The sequence below is a fragment of the Streptomyces albicerus genome (genome assembly GCF_008905045.1).
Lineage (GTDB): Bacteria > Actinomycetota > Actinomycetes > Streptomycetales > Streptomycetaceae > Streptomyces > Streptomyces albicerus.
Map to the genome: position 1 here is coordinate 144,490 of NZ_VWMY01000017.1, position 17,436 is coordinate 161,925.

Annotated in this window: 18 protein-coding genes; 12 read left to right on the forward strand and 6 right to left on the reverse strand. The window is 68.9% G+C overall.

What is annotated here, in order from left to right; genetic code table 11:
* Positions 1-272 precede the first annotated feature (272 nt).
* The 4 genes from GAS53_RS17150 (at position 273) to GAS53_RS17165 (ending at position 3,765) form a co-directional block, all read left to right on the forward strand.
* Positions 273-1,232, forward strand: coding sequence for a heme o synthase (locus GAS53_RS17150; protein ID WP_192583145.1), 960 nt, complete (start codon positions 273-275; stop codon positions 1,230-1,232).
* 99 nt (positions 1,233-1,331) lie between these two features.
* Positions 1,332-1,688: a hypothetical protein gene (locus tag GAS53_RS17155; protein ID WP_151478473.1), complete on the forward strand. Its 357-nt coding sequence runs from the start codon at positions 1,332-1,334 to the stop codon at positions 1,686-1,688.
* A 181-nt stretch (positions 1,689-1,869) separates the two neighbouring features.
* Entirely contained in the window at positions 1,870-2,976 is a 1,107-nt protein-coding gene (locus tag GAS53_RS17160) for an amidohydrolase family protein (protein ID WP_151478474.1), read from the forward strand.
* Between the two features lie 18 nt (positions 2,977-2,994).
* On the forward strand, positions 2,995-3,765 hold the full coding sequence (locus GAS53_RS17165; RefSeq protein WP_151478475.1) for a nucleotidyltransferase domain-containing protein: 771 nt from the start codon (positions 2,995-2,997) through the stop codon (positions 3,763-3,765).
* Between the two features lie 64 nt (positions 3,766-3,829).
* Here the strand turns inward: GAS53_RS17165 and GAS53_RS17170 are convergent, their stop codons facing one another.
* The 4 genes from GAS53_RS17170 to GAS53_RS17185 form a co-directional block, all read right to left on the reverse strand.
* Positions 3,830-4,837, reverse strand: coding sequence for a COX15/CtaA family protein (locus GAS53_RS17170; RefSeq protein ID WP_151478476.1), 1,008 nt, complete (start codon positions 4,835-4,837; stop codon positions 3,830-3,832).
* Between the two features lie 65 nt (positions 4,838-4,902).
* Entirely contained in the window at positions 4,903-5,697 is a 795-nt protein-coding gene (locus tag GAS53_RS17175; protein WP_151478477.1) for an ABC transporter permease, read from the reverse strand.
* Positions 5,694-6,617, reverse strand: coding sequence for an ABC transporter ATP-binding protein (locus GAS53_RS17180; protein ID WP_151478478.1), 924 nt, complete (start codon positions 6,615-6,617; stop codon positions 5,694-5,696). The genes GAS53_RS17175 and GAS53_RS17180 overlap by 4 nt, the downstream gene beginning before the upstream one ends.
* A 68-nt stretch (positions 6,618-6,685) precedes the next feature.
* Positions 6,686-7,525, reverse strand: coding sequence for an aminoglycoside N(3)-acetyltransferase (locus GAS53_RS17185; RefSeq protein WP_151478479.1), 840 nt, complete (start codon positions 7,523-7,525; stop codon positions 6,686-6,688).
* A gap of 160 nt (positions 7,526-7,685) precedes the next feature.
* Between GAS53_RS17185 and GAS53_RS17190 the strand changes: the two genes are divergently transcribed.
* The 8 genes from GAS53_RS17190 (at position 7,686) to GAS53_RS17225 (ending at position 14,234) form a co-directional block, all read left to right on the forward strand.
* A complete protein-coding gene (locus GAS53_RS17190) occupies positions 7,686-8,411 on the forward strand; it encodes a helix-turn-helix transcriptional regulator (protein ID WP_151478480.1) in 726 nt (241 codons plus the stop codon).
* Positions 8,408-9,829, forward strand: a complete 1,422-nt coding sequence (gene sufB / locus GAS53_RS17195; protein WP_151478481.1) for a Fe-S cluster assembly protein SufB — start codon at positions 8,408-8,410, stop codon at positions 9,827-9,829. Before GAS53_RS17190 ends, sufB begins: the two co-directional genes overlap by 4 nt.
* Before the next feature lie 62 nt (positions 9,830-9,891).
* Positions 9,892-11,073 carry a Fe-S cluster assembly protein SufD gene (gene sufD / locus GAS53_RS17200; RefSeq protein ID WP_151478482.1) on the forward strand — a complete coding sequence of 394 codons (1,182 nt, stop codon included), beginning with the start codon at positions 9,892-9,894 and terminating at the stop codon, positions 11,071-11,073.
* Complete coding sequence (locus tag GAS53_RS17205; RefSeq protein ID WP_151478483.1) at positions 11,073-11,396, forward strand: non-heme iron oxygenase ferredoxin subunit; 324 nt, start codon at positions 11,073-11,075, stop codon at positions 11,394-11,396. The genes sufD and GAS53_RS17205 overlap by 1 nt, the downstream gene beginning before the upstream one ends.
* A gap of 7 nt (positions 11,397-11,403) precedes the next feature.
* Complete coding sequence (gene sufC, locus GAS53_RS17210) at positions 11,404-12,168, forward strand: Fe-S cluster assembly ATPase SufC (RefSeq protein ID WP_151478484.1); 765 nt, start codon at positions 11,404-11,406, stop codon at positions 12,166-12,168.
* Complete coding sequence (locus GAS53_RS17215; protein WP_151478485.1) at positions 12,165-13,421, forward strand: cysteine desulfurase; 1,257 nt, start codon at positions 12,165-12,167, stop codon at positions 13,419-13,421. Before sufC ends, GAS53_RS17215 begins: the two co-directional genes overlap by 4 nt.
* A gap of 16 nt (positions 13,422-13,437) precedes the next feature.
* Complete coding sequence (gene sufU / locus GAS53_RS17220) at positions 13,438-13,905, forward strand: Fe-S cluster assembly sulfur transfer protein SufU (RefSeq protein ID WP_151478486.1); 468 nt, start codon at positions 13,438-13,440, stop codon at positions 13,903-13,905.
* Positions 13,902-14,234: a metal-sulfur cluster assembly factor gene (locus tag GAS53_RS17225; protein ID WP_151478487.1), complete on the forward strand. Its 333-nt coding sequence runs from the start codon at positions 13,902-13,904 to the stop codon at positions 14,232-14,234. The genes sufU and GAS53_RS17225 overlap by 4 nt, the downstream gene beginning before the upstream one ends.
* Before the next feature lie 110 nt (positions 14,235-14,344).
* On the opposite strand, the gene GAS53_RS17230 is transcribed toward GAS53_RS17225, so the two are convergent.
* Both GAS53_RS17230 and GAS53_RS17235 read right to left on the reverse strand, forming a co-directional pair.
* Positions 14,345-15,202 (reverse strand): AbfB domain-containing protein, encoded by an 858-nt coding sequence (locus GAS53_RS17230; RefSeq protein WP_151478488.1) that lies wholly within the window; start codon positions 15,200-15,202, stop codon positions 14,345-14,347.
* 437 nt (positions 15,203-15,639) lie between these two features.
* Positions 15,640-17,415: a hypothetical protein gene (locus tag GAS53_RS17235; RefSeq protein ID WP_404829242.1), complete on the reverse strand. Its 1,776-nt coding sequence runs from the start codon at positions 17,413-17,415 to the stop codon at positions 15,640-15,642.
* Positions 17,416-17,436 lie beyond the last annotated feature (21 nt).

Genomic DNA, 17,436 nt, shown 5'->3' on the forward strand with positions numbered 1-17,436 from the left:
CCCGTGGGAACGCGCAATTTTTCGAGTCATTCCAGACTGCCGGGACTCTCCCTCTCCCGCCTCCCGACCGGCGCGTTCCGTATTCGGCAAGTGAATACGGAGCCGCTCATCCGACTGCTCAATCCGATGCCGTTCAGTCCTTCGCGGGGCCCTTTCAACACGACAGGACCCCCGCGAAGGTCGGGGTCTGGGCAACGTCTACAGTGGCGTGGTACGCGCGAGCCTTTACCGGGAGTTCACACCCGGGGCTTGCTGGGATGTCTCTGTCAGGGGTGTGCGTGACGGCCGTTGAATCCCGTCCTGCGGGAGTAGTCGGTGGGACGAGCCAGGGTACGAACCACCACCGGCCGTTCGGGGCCCGTGTCAAGGCGTTCGTCGCTCTCACCAAGCCGCGGATCATCGAACTGCTGCTGATCACCACCGTTCCGGTGATGTTCCTGGCGCAGCAGGGTGTGCCCGATCTGAAGCTGGTGCTCCTCACCTGCGTCGGCGGCTTCCTCTCCGCGGGCGGCGCCAACGCCCTGAACATGTACATCGACCGGGACATCGACGCGCTCATGGCGCGCACCTCGCAGCGTCCGCTGGTCACCGGCATGGTCAGCCCGCGGGAGTGCCTCGCCTTCGGCATCACGCTCGCCGTGGTCTCCACGCTGCTGTTCGGCCTGACCGTCAACTGGCTGTCCGCCTGGCTGTCGCTGGGGGCTCTCCTCTTCTACGTCGTCGTCTACACGATGATCCTCAAGCGGCGTACCTCGCAGAACATCGTGTGGGGCGGCATCGCCGGCTGTCTGCCGGTCCTCATCGGCTGGTCCTCCGTCACCAACTCCATGTCGTGGGCGCCGGTCATCCTCTTCATGGTCATGTTCTTCTGGACGCCGCCGCACTACTGGCCGCTCTCCATGAAGGTGAAGGACGACTACGCGCGCGTGGGCGTGCCGATGCTGCCGGTCATCGCCTCCAACAAGGTCGTCGCGCGGCAGATCGTCCTCTACAGCTGGGCCATGGTCGCCGTCTCCCTGCTCCTCACGCCGCTCGGCTACACCGGCTGGTTCTACACGGTCGTCGCCGTCGTGACCGGCGGCTTCTGGCTCTGGGAGGCGCACGGGCTGCAGTCCCGCGCGAGGGATGGCGCCGTCGGCGCCAAGTTGAAGGAGATGCGGCTCTTCCACTGGTCGATTACTTACGTGTCGCTGCTTTTCGTGGCGGTAGCGGTGGACCCCTTCCTTCGCTGACGCTCTGCGTACTGGGCGCCGTTGTGGGGCGGCGTGCGTGGGCAAGGCCACTTGGGCCGGGCGTCGCCAGGCGATCTACCCGTCGGTAGCATCCTGGCCATGGCAGACACCCAGCAGGTTGACGAGGGCGCGAGCCCCACGCAGGACGCGAAGACGGAACGCCGCGTGGCGAAGCTCGTCAAGCAGATCTCCTCCTTCGCCCAGGCGCACGGCGGCGCCGAGGGGCAGATCGCGTACCTCGGCCAGAAGGGCGCCCGGATCGTCCTCGTCGCCGAGGACGGCACCTGGGGCGACCTCGTGGCCCCGACCTACCCCATCGCCGAACAGGCCGTGAAGAAGTCCGGCATCACCGTCCACGAGTCGTTCGACGGCGAGTTCGCGAACAAGGTCAAGACGGGCCCGTACGAGTGGACGCGCATGGCAGGCATCCAACTGGGCGGCCCCCGCAACGCCTAAGGCGGGCCTCAGCTGCCGCGCCCCTTTAGGGGCGCGGGGCTGTGACATATGCGGCTCCGCCGCGTGGGCGCGACCAGCCACGACGGGCCCGCACTTTCAGAAACAACCCGAACCAACACCTGAGACCCACCTCACCCGTTAGGCCCTGTAAATGGCAGGGCCCACTCGTGGGGGAGGCCGGATGATCGAAACGCCGTCGCTGGTGGACCAGTACTGCCACGGCGTGCTGCGGACGGAGCTGGGCCTCGGCACCTTCGAGGCCCACCTCGCCCGGGGCGAGGGCCCGCCCGCCGCCGGGACCACGTTCTTCGACACACAGACCGGGTTCGCTGTACGCCGCTGGTGTCCGCCCCTGCTGGGACTGGAGCCGCACTGTCCGCCCGCCCGCTATCTCGCGCGACGCCGGGAGCTCGGCGTCCTGGAGTCGGGGCGGAGGCTGCTGCGGGGCAGCGGGATCACGACGTATCTGGTCGACACCGGTCTGCCCGGCGATCTGACCGGCCCCGGCGAGATGGCCTCCACGGGGGGCGCGCACGCCCACGAGATCGTCCGCCTGGAATTGCTCGCCGAGCAGGTCGCCGACACCTCGGGGACCGTCGAGTCGTTTCTCGCCAATCTCGCAGAGTCGGTGCACGGGGCGGCCGCGAACGCCGTGGCCTTCACATCGGTGGCGGGCGTACGACACGGGTTGGCGCTCGCGCCGGAGCCGCCCGGACCGGGAGAGGTGCGGGGCGCGGCGGGCCGGTGGCTGGCGGGCCGCAGGGTGGGCGGGGCGCTGAGCGATCCGGTCCTGCTCAGACACCTGCTGTGGATCGCGGTCGCCTCCGGCCTGCCGCTCCAACTCCACGCGGGGCTCGGCGAACCCGGCCTGCGCATCGACCGTACCGACCCCGTCCTGCTCACCGACTTCGCCCGTGCCACGGCCGGCCTCGGCACCGATCTGGTTCTGCTGCACGGCTATCCGTACCACCGTCACGCGGCGCATCTCGCCGGGGTCTTCCCGCATGTGTACGCCGACCTGGGCGCGGCGCTCGTGCGTACGGGGGCCCGGGCGGCGGCCGTGCTCTCGGAGATCCTGGAGCTGGCCCCCTTCGGCAAGCTCATCTTCTCCAGCGGCGCACAGGGCCTGCCCGAACTCCATGTGGTCGGAGCACGTCTCTTCCGCGACGCGCTCGCCCGGGTGCTGGGCACCTGGGTCGCCGAGGGCGCCTGGTCGTTGGCCGACGCGCAGCGGGTGGCGGGGCTCATCGCCGCGGGGAACGCGCGCCGGGTGTACGGGGTGGAGTGAGGTGTCCAGACTGGACGGATGGCAGACAGAGACGATCACGCGACCGCCCGGTTACTCGACCGCTTCCTCGCCGGGCTGAAAGAGCTGCGGCCGGCCGCAGCGTGGGCCCACGGATCGCTCGCCGGGGGCGACTACCAGGAGGGCCGCAGCGACCTCGACCTGATCGCGGTCCTGGACGACCCGATCACGGCGAGGACCGTCTGGCGGGTGGCGCGACTGCACGCCCGCCTGCGTGCCGAGCCGCTCGCCGCCCACCTGCACTGCAGCTACCTGACGCCCCGGACGGCGGCGGGCACGGAGTGGCGCCACCTCACCTGGGCGCACGAGCAGCTGTTCAAGAGGCCCGTCACGCCGGTGACCAGGCGCGAGCTGCACACCTTCGGTCTGGTCCTGCACGGCGAGTCCCCCGAGGACCTGCTGCCGCCGGTGTCGGACCGTGAACTCGCCGAGTTCGTCGTGCGCGACCAGCGGGACTTCTGGCGGCGGGAGGTCGACCGCGTCAGCAACTGGACACAGGACGTCTGGGTGGACCTGGGGCTCGTCACGTACGCCCGTGCCGCGGTCACCCTGAAGGATGGCCGCCTGATATCCAAGCGGGAGGCCCTGGGCCTGCTGCCGGGACTCGGCGCGCCCGTCGAGGTGGTCGAGGACATACGGCGACGGCGGTACGAGGACCCCGCGCCGCCCACCGCGGAGCCGCCCACCGCGGAGTGGACGGCACGCAGGGCCGAGCTGACGCGGACCTACCTCGGCCCCGCGATGGACGATCTCGTGGCTGCCTACGGATGACTTACGGCCGCCTGTGAATGGCTTACGAACGACTCACGCGCGCGTGAAGGTTGATTCCGTTGGCTCACGCGCGCGTGAGTGCCGATTCCGTCGACTGTCCCGGCAGTTCCGTCACGGCCTCCGGCCGTTCCCGCAGTGCCAGCAGGACGCGGAGCGTGGCGATCCACACCAGGCAGGAGCCGAACATGTGGAGGCCGACCAGGACCTCCGGAAGGTCGGTGAAGTACTGGACGTACCCGATGGCGCCCTGTCCGAGGAGCACCAGGAAGAGGTCGCGGGTGCGGTGCAGGGGGCCCTTGGGGGCGTCGACGGCCCGTAGGACGAACCACAGGGCGAAGGTCAGCGTCACCACGACCCAGGCCAGGACGGCATGCAGCTTGGTGATGTTCTCCCAGTTCAGCGGGATGCGCTCGACCTCGCTCGAGTCGCCGGCGTGCGGGCCCGAGCCGGTGACGACCGTGCCCACCGCGATCAGCAGGACGGTCACGGCGACCAGGACCCACACAAGCTGCTGCACCGACTTGCCGACCAGCGGACGCGCGACGTCGTCGCCCTCGCGGGTGCGCTGCCACATCACCGTGGCGACGGCGATCAGCGCGGTGGAGAGGAGGAAGTGGGCGGCGACCGTATACGGGTTGAGGCCGACGAGCACGACGATGCCGCCGAGGACCGCGTTGCCCATGACGACCCAGAACTGCGCCCAGCCGAGCCGCGTGAGGCTGCGCCGGAACGGCTTCTGCGAGCGTGCGGCGATGATCGCCCAGCCGACCGCGGCGGACAGCGCGTACGTCAGCATGCGGTTGCCGAACTCGATGATCCCGTGCACGCCCATCTCGCTCGTGGTGGTGAGCGAGTCGTCGGTGCACTTGGGCCAGGTCGGGCAGCCGAGGCCCGAGCCGGTCAGCCGGACGGCACCACCGGTGACCACGATCAGCACCGCCATGACGAGTGCGGCGAGTGCGGCTCGCTGGACCGTCCGGGGTGACGGGGTCCAGCGTTCGGCGATGAAGGCGAGCGGGTTGCGCACGGCTTGAGCGGCATCGGCTCGGGTCACGTTTGGCACGGTCTCCATCGTAGGGGGCCGCTTGTGCACGCTTTCACGAGGGCCCTGCTAGCCGCTTCCCCGCCGCTCACGCGTCACTCCCAGCGGAAGAACTTCCCGGCGGCGGCCAGACCCACGACCGCCCATACGGAGAGGATCCCGAGGTCGCCCCACGGCATCCCGGCCCCGTGCTGGAGCACGTCCCGCAGACCGTCCGAGAGGGCCGCGATCGGCAGCAGGCCGAGCAGGTCCTGTGCCGCGTCCGGGAACTTGTCCAGCGGCACGATCACCCCGCCGCCGACGAGCAGCAGCAGGAAGACCAGGTTCGCGGCGGCCAGCGTGGCCTCCGCCTTCAGGGTGCCCGCCATCAGCAGACCGAGGCCCGAGAACGCGGCCGTGCCGAGGACCAGGAGCAGCAGCACGGCGAGAGGATTGCCCTCCGGTGACCAGCCCAGCGCGAGGGCGATCACCGTCACGAGGATCACCTGGAGAATCTCGGTGACCAGGACGGAGAGCGTCTTGGCCGTCATCAGCCCCCAGCGCGGCAGCGGCGAGGCGGCGAGCCGCTTCAGCACGCCGTACCGCCGCTCGAAGCCCGTCGCGATCGCCTGGCCCGTGAAGGCCGTCGACATCACGGCGAGCGCGAGAATGCCGGGCGCCAGGAAGTCGACCGCCTCGCCCTCGCCCGTGTCGACGATGTCCACCGCGCTGAACAGCACCAGCAGCAGCGTCGGGATGATGACCGTCAGGAGCAGCTGCTCGCCGTTGCGCAGCAGCATCTTCGTCTCGAGCGCGGCCTGCGCCGCGATCATGCGGGGGAGCGGGGCGGCTCCCGGCCTCGGCGTGTACGTGCCCTCGCCCGTGGCCCGGGCGTCCGTTCCCGCGGTCATCCGCGCAGCTCCTTACCGGTGAGCTCCAAGAAGACGTCCTCCAGGGTGTGCCGCTCCACCGAGATCTTCTCCGGCATCACCCCGTGCTGGGCGCACCAGGTCGTGACGGTCGCGAGCAGCTGCGGATCGACCTTGCCGCCCACCCGGTACGAGCCCGGCGTCAGCTCGGCCGCCGTGCAGTCCGCGGGGAGGGCCTTGAGGAGGGAGGCCACGTCGAGCCCGGGGCGGCCGCTGAAGCGCAGGGTGTTCTCGGCGCCGCCGCGGCACAGCTCCTCGGGGGAGCCCTTGGCGATGACCCGGCCGGCGTCGATGATCGCCACGTCGTCGGCGAGCTGCTCGGCCTCGTCCATGTAGTGCGTGGTCAGGATGACCGAGGCACCGTCCGCGCGGAGATCGCGTACGAGATCCCAGGTGGCCCGGCGTGCCTGCGGGTCGAGGCCCGCGGTCGGTTCGTCCAGGAAGACCAGTTCGGGGCGGCCGACCACGGCCATGGCGAGCGCGAGGCGCTGCTGCTGGCCGCCCGAAAGCCGCCGGTACGTCGTACGGCCGCAGCTGCCGAGGCCCAGGCGTTCTATGAGCGCGTCCACGTCCAGCGGGTGCGCGTGCAGCTTGGCCACATGGCGGAGCATCTCGTCGGCGCGGGCGCCCGAGTAGACACCGCCGGACTGGAGCATCACGCCGATGCGGGGGCGCAGGGCGGAGGCCTCGCGTATCGGGTCGAGGCCCAGTACGCGGACGGTTCCCGAGTCCGGTTTGCGGTATCCCTCGCAGGTCTCGACGGTGGTCGTCTTGCCGGCGCCGTTGGGTCCGAGTACGGCGGTGATGCCCGCCCGGGCCACCAGATCGAGGCCGTCCACCGCGGTTTTCGTGCGGTATCGCTTGACCAGAGCCTTGATCTGGACGACAGGCTCACTTCGCATGGGCGGCCTCACTTCGCATGGGCGCCAAGTCTAGGGACGGCCGAGGGGAGCACGGAGGGCGGGTCGCGTCACGGGCGACGCGACGCCGGTGCGTCATCGGTGATCCACTCCTCGCGCGAGCGGTGCAGCGACAGCCACCGCTCCGCGTACGCCACCGCGTCGGCCACGGGGAACAGCCGTGCGTCGGCCGCGCCCACCCGGCCCCGTACGACCGGACGGTCCCGTTCGAAGTCGGCTCCCAGTTCGTCGAACTGCTCCGAGCTGATGGAGACCTCCGTGACGATCTCCCAGCGGGACCCCTCGGGCGTACGGACGGGGCGTCCGACCTCGACGCGCGGTGAGGGGATCCGGTACTCGGCCAGGTGGAAGCTGGTGCAGGTGTCGTAACCCGCGCCGAGCAGCAGCACCCGGGCGCCGATCTCCTCGAGGCGGGCCAGGGGGCTGCGCTCGCCGAGGCGGCAGTCCGGGGCGTGTCCGTCGACCATCGCCGCCGCGCGCGGTCCGAGGGCCGCGAACGAGGTCTGCGGGTGTGCGCTGCGCAGGGCGCCCGGCCAGGTGCGTATGGTCTCCGGGATCACGCCCACCCCGCGCGTGGGCGTGACGAGCGGGTCGTACCCCGGCATCGTGGCGCGGATCGTCTCCCACCATTCCTCGGGCACGGGCGGGTTGCTCCACAGCGCCGGGTCGGAGAGATCGCCGGACTGGGTGGGGACCACGAGTGTGCCGTCGGGACCGAGCGCGTCGAGCAGTCCCTGGACGACGGCGACCGGGCCGCCGCTGACCCAGCCGAGGGAACGGAGCGACGAGTGCGCGAGGAGCGTCTCGCCGGGGCGTACGCCGAGCGCGCGCAGGTCCGCGGCGAGGGTGGCGCGGGTGACGAGTGGGCCGGTCGGAGGGGGTGTCGGCATGGTTGGGCAGTCTCCTCGACAACCCCTCACCGCGCCACCGAATTGATCGATCAAAGATCATTCCCGCAGGTCAGATTAGGTTTACCTAAGTGATGCACCGCACCCCGGGTGGCATGGACGCGGCTTGTCAGTCTCTGAGGAATTACGCAACAATGGCGTTGTGAAAAACGTTGGCGCGGCTCCGCAGGAGGAACTCGCGACCGGGGAGCGCTCCACGCGCAACCGGGTCGCGCGATCCATCCTGGACCACGGCCCGTCGACCGTCGCCGACCTCGCAGGCCGGCTGGGCCTCACCCAGGCCGCCGTGCGACGGCACCTCGACGCGCTGGTCGCGGACGACGTCGTGGAGGCCCGTGAGAAGCGGGTCTACGGCGCCCGTACACGCGGGCGGCCCGCCAAGGTGTTCGCCCTGACCGACTGCGGCCGGGACGCCTTCGACCAGTCCTACGACAAGCTCGCCGCGGACGCCCTGCGCTGGATCGCGGCGCGCGAGGGCGGGGACGAGGCCGTCGTCGCCTTCGCCCGCGCCAGGATGGCCGCCCAGGCCGAGGCGTACCGCAAGGCCGTCGAGGCCGCCGCGCCCGAGAAGCGCACGGAAGCCCTGGCCAAGGCCCTGAGCGTGGACGGGTACGCTGCTACGGCGCGCAGCGCACCGGTCGGCGAGCAGCTCTGCCAGCACCACTGCCCGGTCGCCCATGTCGCCGAGCAGTTTCCGCAGCTGTGCGAGGCGGAGACCGAGATCTTCTCCCAGTTGCTCGGCACACATGTGCAGCGACTGGCAACCATCGCCCACGGCGACGGCGTCTGTACGACGTTCATCCCCAGGGCAGCCCCCAAGACCACCGACAACGCATCTGCAAGCACGGCCGGGAGGAACCCCGCATGACTCTCCCCACGGAGACTGCCCACCCCGAACTCGAGGGTCTGGGTAAGTACGAATACGGCTGGGCCGACTCCGACACGGCCGGCGCCTCTGCCAAGCGCGGCATCAACGAGGACGTCGTCCGCGACATCTCCGGGAAGAAGAACGAGCCGGAGTGGATGACCAAGCTCCGCCTCAAGGGCCTGCGCCTGTTCGAGAAGAAGCCCATGCCGAACTGGGGCTCCGACCTCTCGGGCATCGACTTCGACAACATCAAGTACTTCGTACGCTCCACGGAGAAGCAGGCGGAGTCCTGGGAGGACCTGCCCGAGGACATCAAGAACACGTACGACAAGCTCGGCATCCCGGAGGCGGAGAAGCAGCGCCTCGTCGCCGGTGTCGCGGCCCAGTACGAGTCCGAGGTCGTCTACCACCAGATCCGCGAGGACCTGGAGGAGCAGGGCGTCATCTTCCTGGACACCGACACGGCCCTGAAGGAGCACCCGGAGCTCTTCAAGGAGTACTTCGGGACGGTCATCCCCGTCGGCGACAACAAGTTCGCGTCGCTGAACTCCGCGGTGTGGTCGGGCGGCTCCTTCATCTACGTGCCGAAGGGCGTGCAGGTCGAGATTCCGCTCCAGGCCTACTTCCGTATCAACACGGAGAACATGGGCCAGTTCGAGCGGACGCTGATCATCGTCGACGAGGGTGCGTACGTGCACTACGTCGAGGGCTGCACCGCCCCGATCTACAAGTCGGACTCGCTGCACTCCGCGGTCGTCGAGATCATCGTCAAGAAGAACGCCCGCTGCCGTTACACGACCATCCAGAACTGGTCGAACAACGTCTACAACCTGGTCACCAAGCGTGCCGTGGCGTACGAGGGCGCGACCATGGAGTGGATCGACGGCAACATCGGCTCCAAGGTGACGATGAAGTACCCGGCCGTCTACCTGATGGGCGAGCACGCCAAGGGCGAGACCCTGTCCATCGCCTTCGCGGGCGAGGGCCAGCACCAGGACGCCGGCTCCAAGATGGTCCACATGGCGCCGAACACCTCGTCCAACATCGTGTCGAAGTCCGTCGCCCGCGGTGGCGGCCGTACCTCCTACCGAGGTCTGGTGGAGATCGGCGAGGGCGCCCACGGCTCCAAGTCCAACGTGCTCTGCGACGCGCTGCTCGTCGACACGATCTCCCGCTCGGACACGTACCCGTACGTGGACGTGCGTGAGGACGACGTCTCCATGGGCCACGAGGCCACCGTCTCCAAGGTCTCCGAGGACCAGCTCTTCTACCTGATGAGCCGCGGTCTGAGCGAGTTCGAGGCGATGGCCATGATCGTGCGCGGCTTCGTCGAGCCCATCGCGAAGGAGCTGCCCATGGAGTACGCCCTCGAGCTCAACCGGCTGATCGAGCTGCAGATGGAAGGCGCGGTCGGTTAAGACCCGTCGTCCGAAGCAGTCGCCAGATTTCTTGACGTAGGAAAGAGAGCAGACCGACAGCCATGGCTGAGGCTCAGAACATCCCGGTGGGATCCACCACCGCCGGCCAGATCGCGGTGGCCGCCGAGTCGACCGTCGCCACGCGCATGAGTGCGCCCCCGTCCTTCGACGTGCAGGACTTCCCGGTCCCGCACGGCCGCGAGGAGGAGTGGCGGTTCACGCCGCTGGAGCGGCTGCGCGGGCTGCACGACGGCACCGCGGTCGCCACCGGCGACGGCGTGAAGGTCGACATCGACGCGCCCGAGGGCGTCATCGTCGAGACCGTCGGCCGTGACGACGCGCGCATCGGCAAGGCGGGCACCCCGGTGGACCGTGTCGCCGCCCAGGCCTACTCGGCGTTCGAGAAGGCCGGAGTCGTCACCGTCCCCAAGGAGACGGTGCTCACCGAGCCGATCCGCATCGCCGTGCACGGCGAGGGCGGGATCGCCTACGGCCACCAGGTCGTCGAGCTCGGAGCCTTCGCCGAGGCCGTCGTCATCATCGACCACACCGGTGACGCCGTGCTCGCAGCCAACGTCGACTACATCCTGGGCGACGGCGCCAAGCTGACCGTCGTCTCCGTCCAGGACTGGGACGACAAGGCCGTGCACGTGGGCCAGCACAACGCGCTGATCGGCCGCGACGCCACCTTCAAGTCGTTCGTGGTCACCTTCGGCGGCGACCTCGTCCGCCTTCACCCGCGCGTCGCGTACGCCGGCACCGGCGGCGAGGCCGAGCTCTTCGGCCTGTACTTCACGGACGCCGGCCAGCACCAGGAGCACCGCCTCCTGGTCGACCACAACACTCCGCACTGCAAGTCGAACGTCGCCTACAAGGGCGCGCTCCAGGGCCAGGACGCCCACGCCGTGTGGATCGGCGACGTCCTCATCGAGGCCAAGGCCGAGGGCACGGACACCTACGAGATGAACCGGAACCTGGTTCTGACCGACGGCGCCCGTGTCGACTCCGTGCCGAACCTCGAGATCGAGACCGGCGAGATCGTCGGCGCGGGGCACGCCAGCGCCACCGGCCGCTTCGACGACGAGCAGCTCTTCTACCTGATGGCCCGCGGCATCCCGGCCGACGAGGCCCGCCGCCTGGTGGTCCGCGGCTTCTTCGCCGAGCTGGTCCAGCAGATCGGCGTCGACGACATCGAAGAGCGCCTTCTCGTGAAGATCGACGAGGAGCTGGAGGCGTCGGTCTGATGGCCACCGCGTACGTACGCGCCTGCGGGCTGAGCGAGCTGGAGGAGGACACCCCGAAGCGGGTGGAACTCGACGGCACGCCGGTCTCGGTCGTGCAGACCGAGGGGGAGGTGTTCGCGATCTACGACATCTGCTCCCACGCGAACGTCTCGCTCTCCGAGGGCGAGGTGGAGGACTGCCAGATCGAGTGCTGGCTGCACGGCTCCAGCTTCGACCTCCGTACCGGCAAGCCGTCCGGCCTTCCCGCGACGCGCCCCGTCCCCGTATACCCCGTAAAGATCGAAGGGGACGACGTGCTCGTCTCCCTCTCCCAGGAGTCCTGAGGCACCCATGGCAACGCTTGAAATCCGAGACCTGCACGTCACCGTCGAGGTCGAGAACGGCACGAAGGAAATCCTCAAGGGTGTCGACCTCACCGTGAAGCAGGGCGAGACGCACGCCATCATGGGCCCGAACGGCTCCGGCAAGTCGACTCTCGCCTACTCGCTCGCGGGTCACCCCAAGTACACGATCACCAGCGGCACCGTGCTGCTCGACGGCGAGGACGTCCTGGGGATGTCCGTCGACGAGCGCGCCCGCGCGGGCCTGTTCCTGGCGATGCAGTACCCGGTCGAGGTCCCCGGTGTCTCGGTCTCCAACTTCCTGCGCACCTCCGCCACCGCGATCCGCGGCGAGGCCCCCAAGCTGCGTACGTGGGTGAAGGAGGTCAAGGAGACCATGCAGCGTCTCAACATGGACCCGGCCTTCGCCGAGCGCAATGTGAACGAGGGCTTCTCCGGCGGTGAGAAGAAGCGCCACGAGATCCTTCAGCTGGAGCTGCTCAAGCCGAAGATCGCGATCCTCGACGAGACCGACTCCGGCCTGGACGTCGACGCCCTGCGCGTCGTCTCCGAGGGCGTCAACCGCGTCCGCGAGAGCGGCGAGGTGGGCACCATGCTGATCACGCACTACACGCGCATCCTGCGCTACATCAAGCCCGACTACGTGCACGTCTTCTCCGCGGGCCGGATCGTCGAGTCCGGCGGCGCCGAGCTCGCCGACAAGCTGGAGAACGAGGGCTACGAGGTTTACACGAAGGGTGGCGCATCCGCGTGACACAGCTGCCGGGCCTCCTCGACACCGAGGCGATCCGCAAGGACTTCCCCATCCTGGACCGCCAGGTCCACGACGGTAAGAAGCTCGTGTACCTGGACAACGCGGCGACCTCGCAGAAGCCGCGCCAGGTGCTGGACGCACTCAGTGGTTACTACGAGCAGTACAACGCCAACGTCCACCGCGGTGTGCATGTGCTCGCCGAGGAGGCCACGGCGCTGTACGAGGGCGCGCGCGACAAGGTCGCCGCGTTCATCAACGCGCCGAGCCGCGACGAGGTGATCTTCACCAAGAACGCCTCCGAGTCGCTCAACCTCGTGGCCAACATGCTCGGCTGGGCCGACGAGCCCTACCGGGTCGACCACGAGACCGAGATCGTCATCACGGAGATGGAGCACCACTCCAACATCGTTCCGTGGCAGCTGCTGTCGCAGCGCACGGGCGCGAAGCTGAAGTGGTTCGGCCTCACCGACGACGGCCGCCTCGATCTGTCCAACATCGACGAGATCATCACCGAGAAGACGAAGATCGTCTCCTTCGTGCTCGTGTCCAACATCCTGGGCACGATCAACCCGGTCGAGGCGATAGTGCGCCGCGCGCAGGAGGTCGGCGCGCTGGTCTGCATCGACGCCTCGCAGGCAGCCCCGCACATGCCGCTGGACGTGCAGGCCCTACAGGCCGACTTCGTGGCCTTCACCGGCCACAAGATGTGCGGCCCGACGGGCATCGGCGTCCTCTGGGGCCGCCAGGAGCTCCTCGAGGACCTGCCTCCGTTCCTCGGCGGCGGCGAGATGATCGAGACGGTGTCGATGCACTCGTCGACGTACGCTCCCGCCCCGCACAAGTTCGAGGCGGGCACCCCGCCGATCGCGCAGGCGGTCGGCCTCGGCGCGGCGATCGACTACCTGTCCGCGATCGGCATGGACAAGATCCTCGCCCACGAGCACGCGCTCACCGAGTACGCGGTCAAGCGGCTCGCGGAGGTCCCGGACATCAGGATCATCGGCCCGACGACGGCCGAGGAGCGTGGCGCGGCGATCTCGTTCACACTGGGTGACATCCACCCGCACGACGTGGGCCAGGTCCTCGACGAGCAGGGCATCGCGGTACGGGTCGGCCACCACTGCGCACGGCCTGTCTGCCTGCGGTACGGAATTCCTGCGACCACGCGAGCGTCGTTCTATCTGTACTCCACGCCGGCCGAGATCGACGCACTGGTCGACGGCCTGGAGCACGTACGGAACTTCTTCGGCTGAGGAGCTGGCTGGAATCGTGAAGCTGGATTCGATGTACCAGGAAGTCATCCTGGACCACTACAAGCACCCGCACGGGCGTGGTCTGCGGGATGGCGACGCCGAGGTGCACCACGTCAACCCGACGTGCGGCGACGAGATCACCCTGCGCGTGAAGTACGACGGCACGAAGATCAGCGATGTCTCGTACGAGGGCCAGGGCTGCTCCATCAGCCAGGCTTCGGCCTCCGTGCTGAACGAACTGCTCGTCGGCAAGGAACTCGCCGAGGCGCAGAAGATCCAGGAGACCTTCCTGGAGCTGATGCAGTCCAAGGGCCGCATCGAGCCTGACGACGCGATGGAGGAGGTCCTGGAGGACGCGGTCGCGTTCGCCGGGGTCTCCAAGTACCCCGCCCGTGTGAAGTGCGCGCTGCTGAGCTGGATGGCGTGGAAGGACGCGACGGCCCAGGCCCTGGGCTCGGACGCCGCTGAAAGGAAGACGGCATGAGCGAGACCATCGAGATGAAGCCCGCCTCGGAGGAGGAGCTCCGCGAGGCCCTGTACGACGTCGTCGACCCCGAGCTGGGCATCGACGTCGTCAACCTCGGGCTGATCTACGGTATCCACATCGACGACGCGAACATCGCGACGATCGACATGACTCTGACGTCGGCGGCCTGTCCGCTCACCGATGTCATCGAGGACCAGGCCAAGTCCGCCACGGACGGCCTCGTCAACGAACTGCGCATCAACTGGGTGTGGATGCCCCCGTGGGGCCCCGACAAGATCACGGACGACGGCCGTGAGCAGCTTCGGGCGCTGGGCTTCAACGTCTGAGTTCTGTGTCTGACCTCTGTGTGTATGTGTGCGGCCCCCGGCTCTTGTGCCGGGGGCCGCATTCGTTTGATCTCCGGGAGAGCCGTTCGGTTCGGCTGCCGGGGAACCGCTCAGCCCAAGCCCTTGACCAGCCGGAACGCCGAGTCCGCCCGGTAGAGGCCGCTGTTCTCGAACGGCTCCAGGCGGAGCTGGAAGTTCCGGTGGCGCAGGAAGCGGCCGCGGTAGTTGACCGCCTCCAGCATGACGGCGTCGGAGAACGCAGACGGACGGGGGCAGAATGTGGCGTCCTGCTTGAAGAGCTCGGAGCCGTTGTGGCCGTCGGCACGGAGGCGGAACTGGTAGTGGCGGAGGTAGCGGCCGCCGCCGAGGGAGAAGGAGACGCAGCTGGAGTCGGCGAGGCCCGGGACGAGCTCGAAGGAGGACTCCCGCCTGGTCTCGGCCGAACTTCCCGAGTTCACCTGGTCGAGCCGTACCGTGTCGTCGCCGAGATGCCAGTAGCGGTCGGGGTAGTTGACCGCCTGGACGGACTTCCGCGAGGACGAGGGAGTGGACGCGGGAGGCTTGTCGGCGGAGCCGGGCTTCGACGGCCGCGGGACCGAGTCGGGCTCGGCGCCGCCCTGCTGGTCCTCGGGCGAGGTGGCAGCGTCCGCACTCGCGCCGGAGGGTTCCGGGGAGGCCAGACCGCTCTTCCCGCTGGGCGCCGTGGCGGGCGGCGGGGTGGGCACGACCGGCTCGTCGGCGGCGGAGGTGGTGTTCTCCTTCCGGTCCTCCGACGAGGTGTCAGGACCGTTCTCCAGCACGGTGACCGCTGTCACGGTGGAGGCGAGGACCGCCACGAGGGCTGCTCCGGCCAGCCAGAGCCGGCGTGTCCCGGGTATGCGGGACTCGTCCAGGGTCTCGCCGGTTTCCCACACCTTCGGCGGGCGGGTGGACGGGTCGGGAGCGGACCCGGGCTTTTTTTCTGGCATGTGCGGTTCCCTCAGCGTCGCCGAAGGCGGACGCGGATTGGTCATGTGTGGTGGCACAGGAGGCGGCGTGGGTCGCGGGCACGCGGGACGGCTGTGGCCGGGGGATCCGCATGCGCGACGAGGGGAACCTTAGTGGAACTTGTGACCGCTGAGTAAGCGTTTCTGAGAGCGGTTTCACACGGGAACTCGGGGTGTCTGCGAGTCAGTTGGCGGGCATCGTCGAATTCGGCAGCCGGGGAAGATAGTTCAAGGCTTAAGGATTCGAGATCAGGGCCCTTTGGAGGGTATCTCGGCGTCCGAGGAGTCCGGGGCTTCGAGGAGTCCGGGCCGAAGGAGCTCGGACGCCGAGGGGGAGAGATTGGTGATGGGGGAGTTCTTCTCAGGAGCTTCAGGAGCTTCAGGAGCTTCAGGAGCTTCAGGGGCAGGGGCTTCAGCGGCTAACGCGTCGCGAAGGCCGACAGAAGCGTGGCGATCCGTTCGCGGTTTCCGTCGTTCTGGACCGGGGCCGCCGTGAGCACGTCCAGGTGCTGGTAGCCAGGCAGGACCACGGGGTTCTCGTCCTGGGGAATGTGGTCCGCCAGGATCCCGTCGCCCGCGACAAACGTGACCTTGGGGTTCGCGGTGAGGCCCTCCTTGTGCACCAACTTGCCCGCGAGCTGCGGATCGTCGATCAGCTGGATGTCCGTGACCAGCCTGGTCGGGAAGTAGTCCTCCGTGAAGTCCAGCGGCTGTTCGGAGAGGCTGCGGGCCAACTCCCCGATGTCCGTGACCTCCTTGGCGGCGGTGGTGAAGGGCGCGCCATTGGCCGAGCGGTATACAGGGTCGTCCGCCGCGCCCACCCGGTCGAAGTTCCGCCAGGTGTAGAGGGGGCCGCCCGGCTCGTCCGGGATCGCCTTCAGCTCCGTACCGAACAGGGCTGGTTGGGCCGGGTCGTTGTTCGAGGCCGGGAAGTTCTTGTCCACGATCCTGGCACGGCCGCCGTCGGCACTGCCCGCACCGCCTGTGCTGCCCGCGCTGTCGAAGAAGCCCACGCTCGTCTGGATGAAGGCGAGCGGTGCCGAGTGGTCGTCCATGAAGGCGCCCAGCACCGCCGCGTTGGTGAGCCGGAAGTCGCGGATGGTGGGGCTGCCCTTGAGGAAGACCTCCGAGTTCTTGGAGAACAGCATGCGGCCGGTCGTCTCGATGTTGGCGTTCGACGGGACCGAGTCGAGCAGCGCGGACTCGGCGCCGGGCGCGTTGCGGGCGGCCAGACCGCTGAGCGCGAGCAGGTTCATCGTCTCCGGATTGAGCACCGCGGGCAGCGCGAGGAAACGGGGCAGAACTCCGGTGCGCAGCCCGGCCTGTACGGCGGTGTAACCGATGCTCGTGTCCGGGATCAGCCCCGGCAACAGGGATCCGCCGGGGCCGGACGACGAACCGTTCAGGTCGTCGAGCGAGGTGGAGATCGTCGTGTCCAGGGCGAAGTAGCCCGCGCACTGGTTGAAGCCCGCATCCGCCTTCGTCGCGGGGTTCCCGTCGAAGTCCCAGGTGGCGAAGACGCCGGTGAGCACACCGCCGAGCGAGTGCCCGCCGCACAGCACCTTGTCCTTGCGCAGCTTCTGGTCGGGCAGCTCCGCGGACAGCAGGTCGTACTGGTCGCGTACGGTCTGCTCCAGGCCGACCTCGGCGAGCCAGCCCGTCCGATCGCTGGTCAGAAAGCCGTCGAACTTGCGCCCGTCGACCTGCTTGCCACCGTAGTAGTAGTCAACGGCCTTGGTGGCATTGCCCGTTGCGATCCCGGCGTTGTCCTCAAGACAGTTGGAGCGCCGGTCCAGCGCCCAGAACTCGATGTGCTCGCCCTTGCCGGCCGCGGCTTTCACCGTGTTGCGGGCCACGCTGTCGAAGGCGCCCGCGCCCTCCAGGATGCCGGGCTGGGCGACCAGGATCCGGTCGGCGTCGGCGGACTTCGAGGGCCCGTCCGCGGACCGGTAGCGCAGATACGACAGCCGGTCGCAGGACGCCGGGTGACTGCCGACCGAGGCCGGCAGCGGGATCCGTACCGACACCTCGGTCTCTATGACGCCGGTGACCGGGGACGTGGACTCCACGGCGGTCTCCGTACGGCCCGGTGTCCCGTCCGCCGACGGTGCCACGGTCAGCGCCGCCGCGGCGAGCGTTCCGGCGGCCATGGCACGCGCCCAGGGCCTGTTGCGATGTGCGGCTCCTCTGCTCATGGCCGCACCGTAACCATTGGT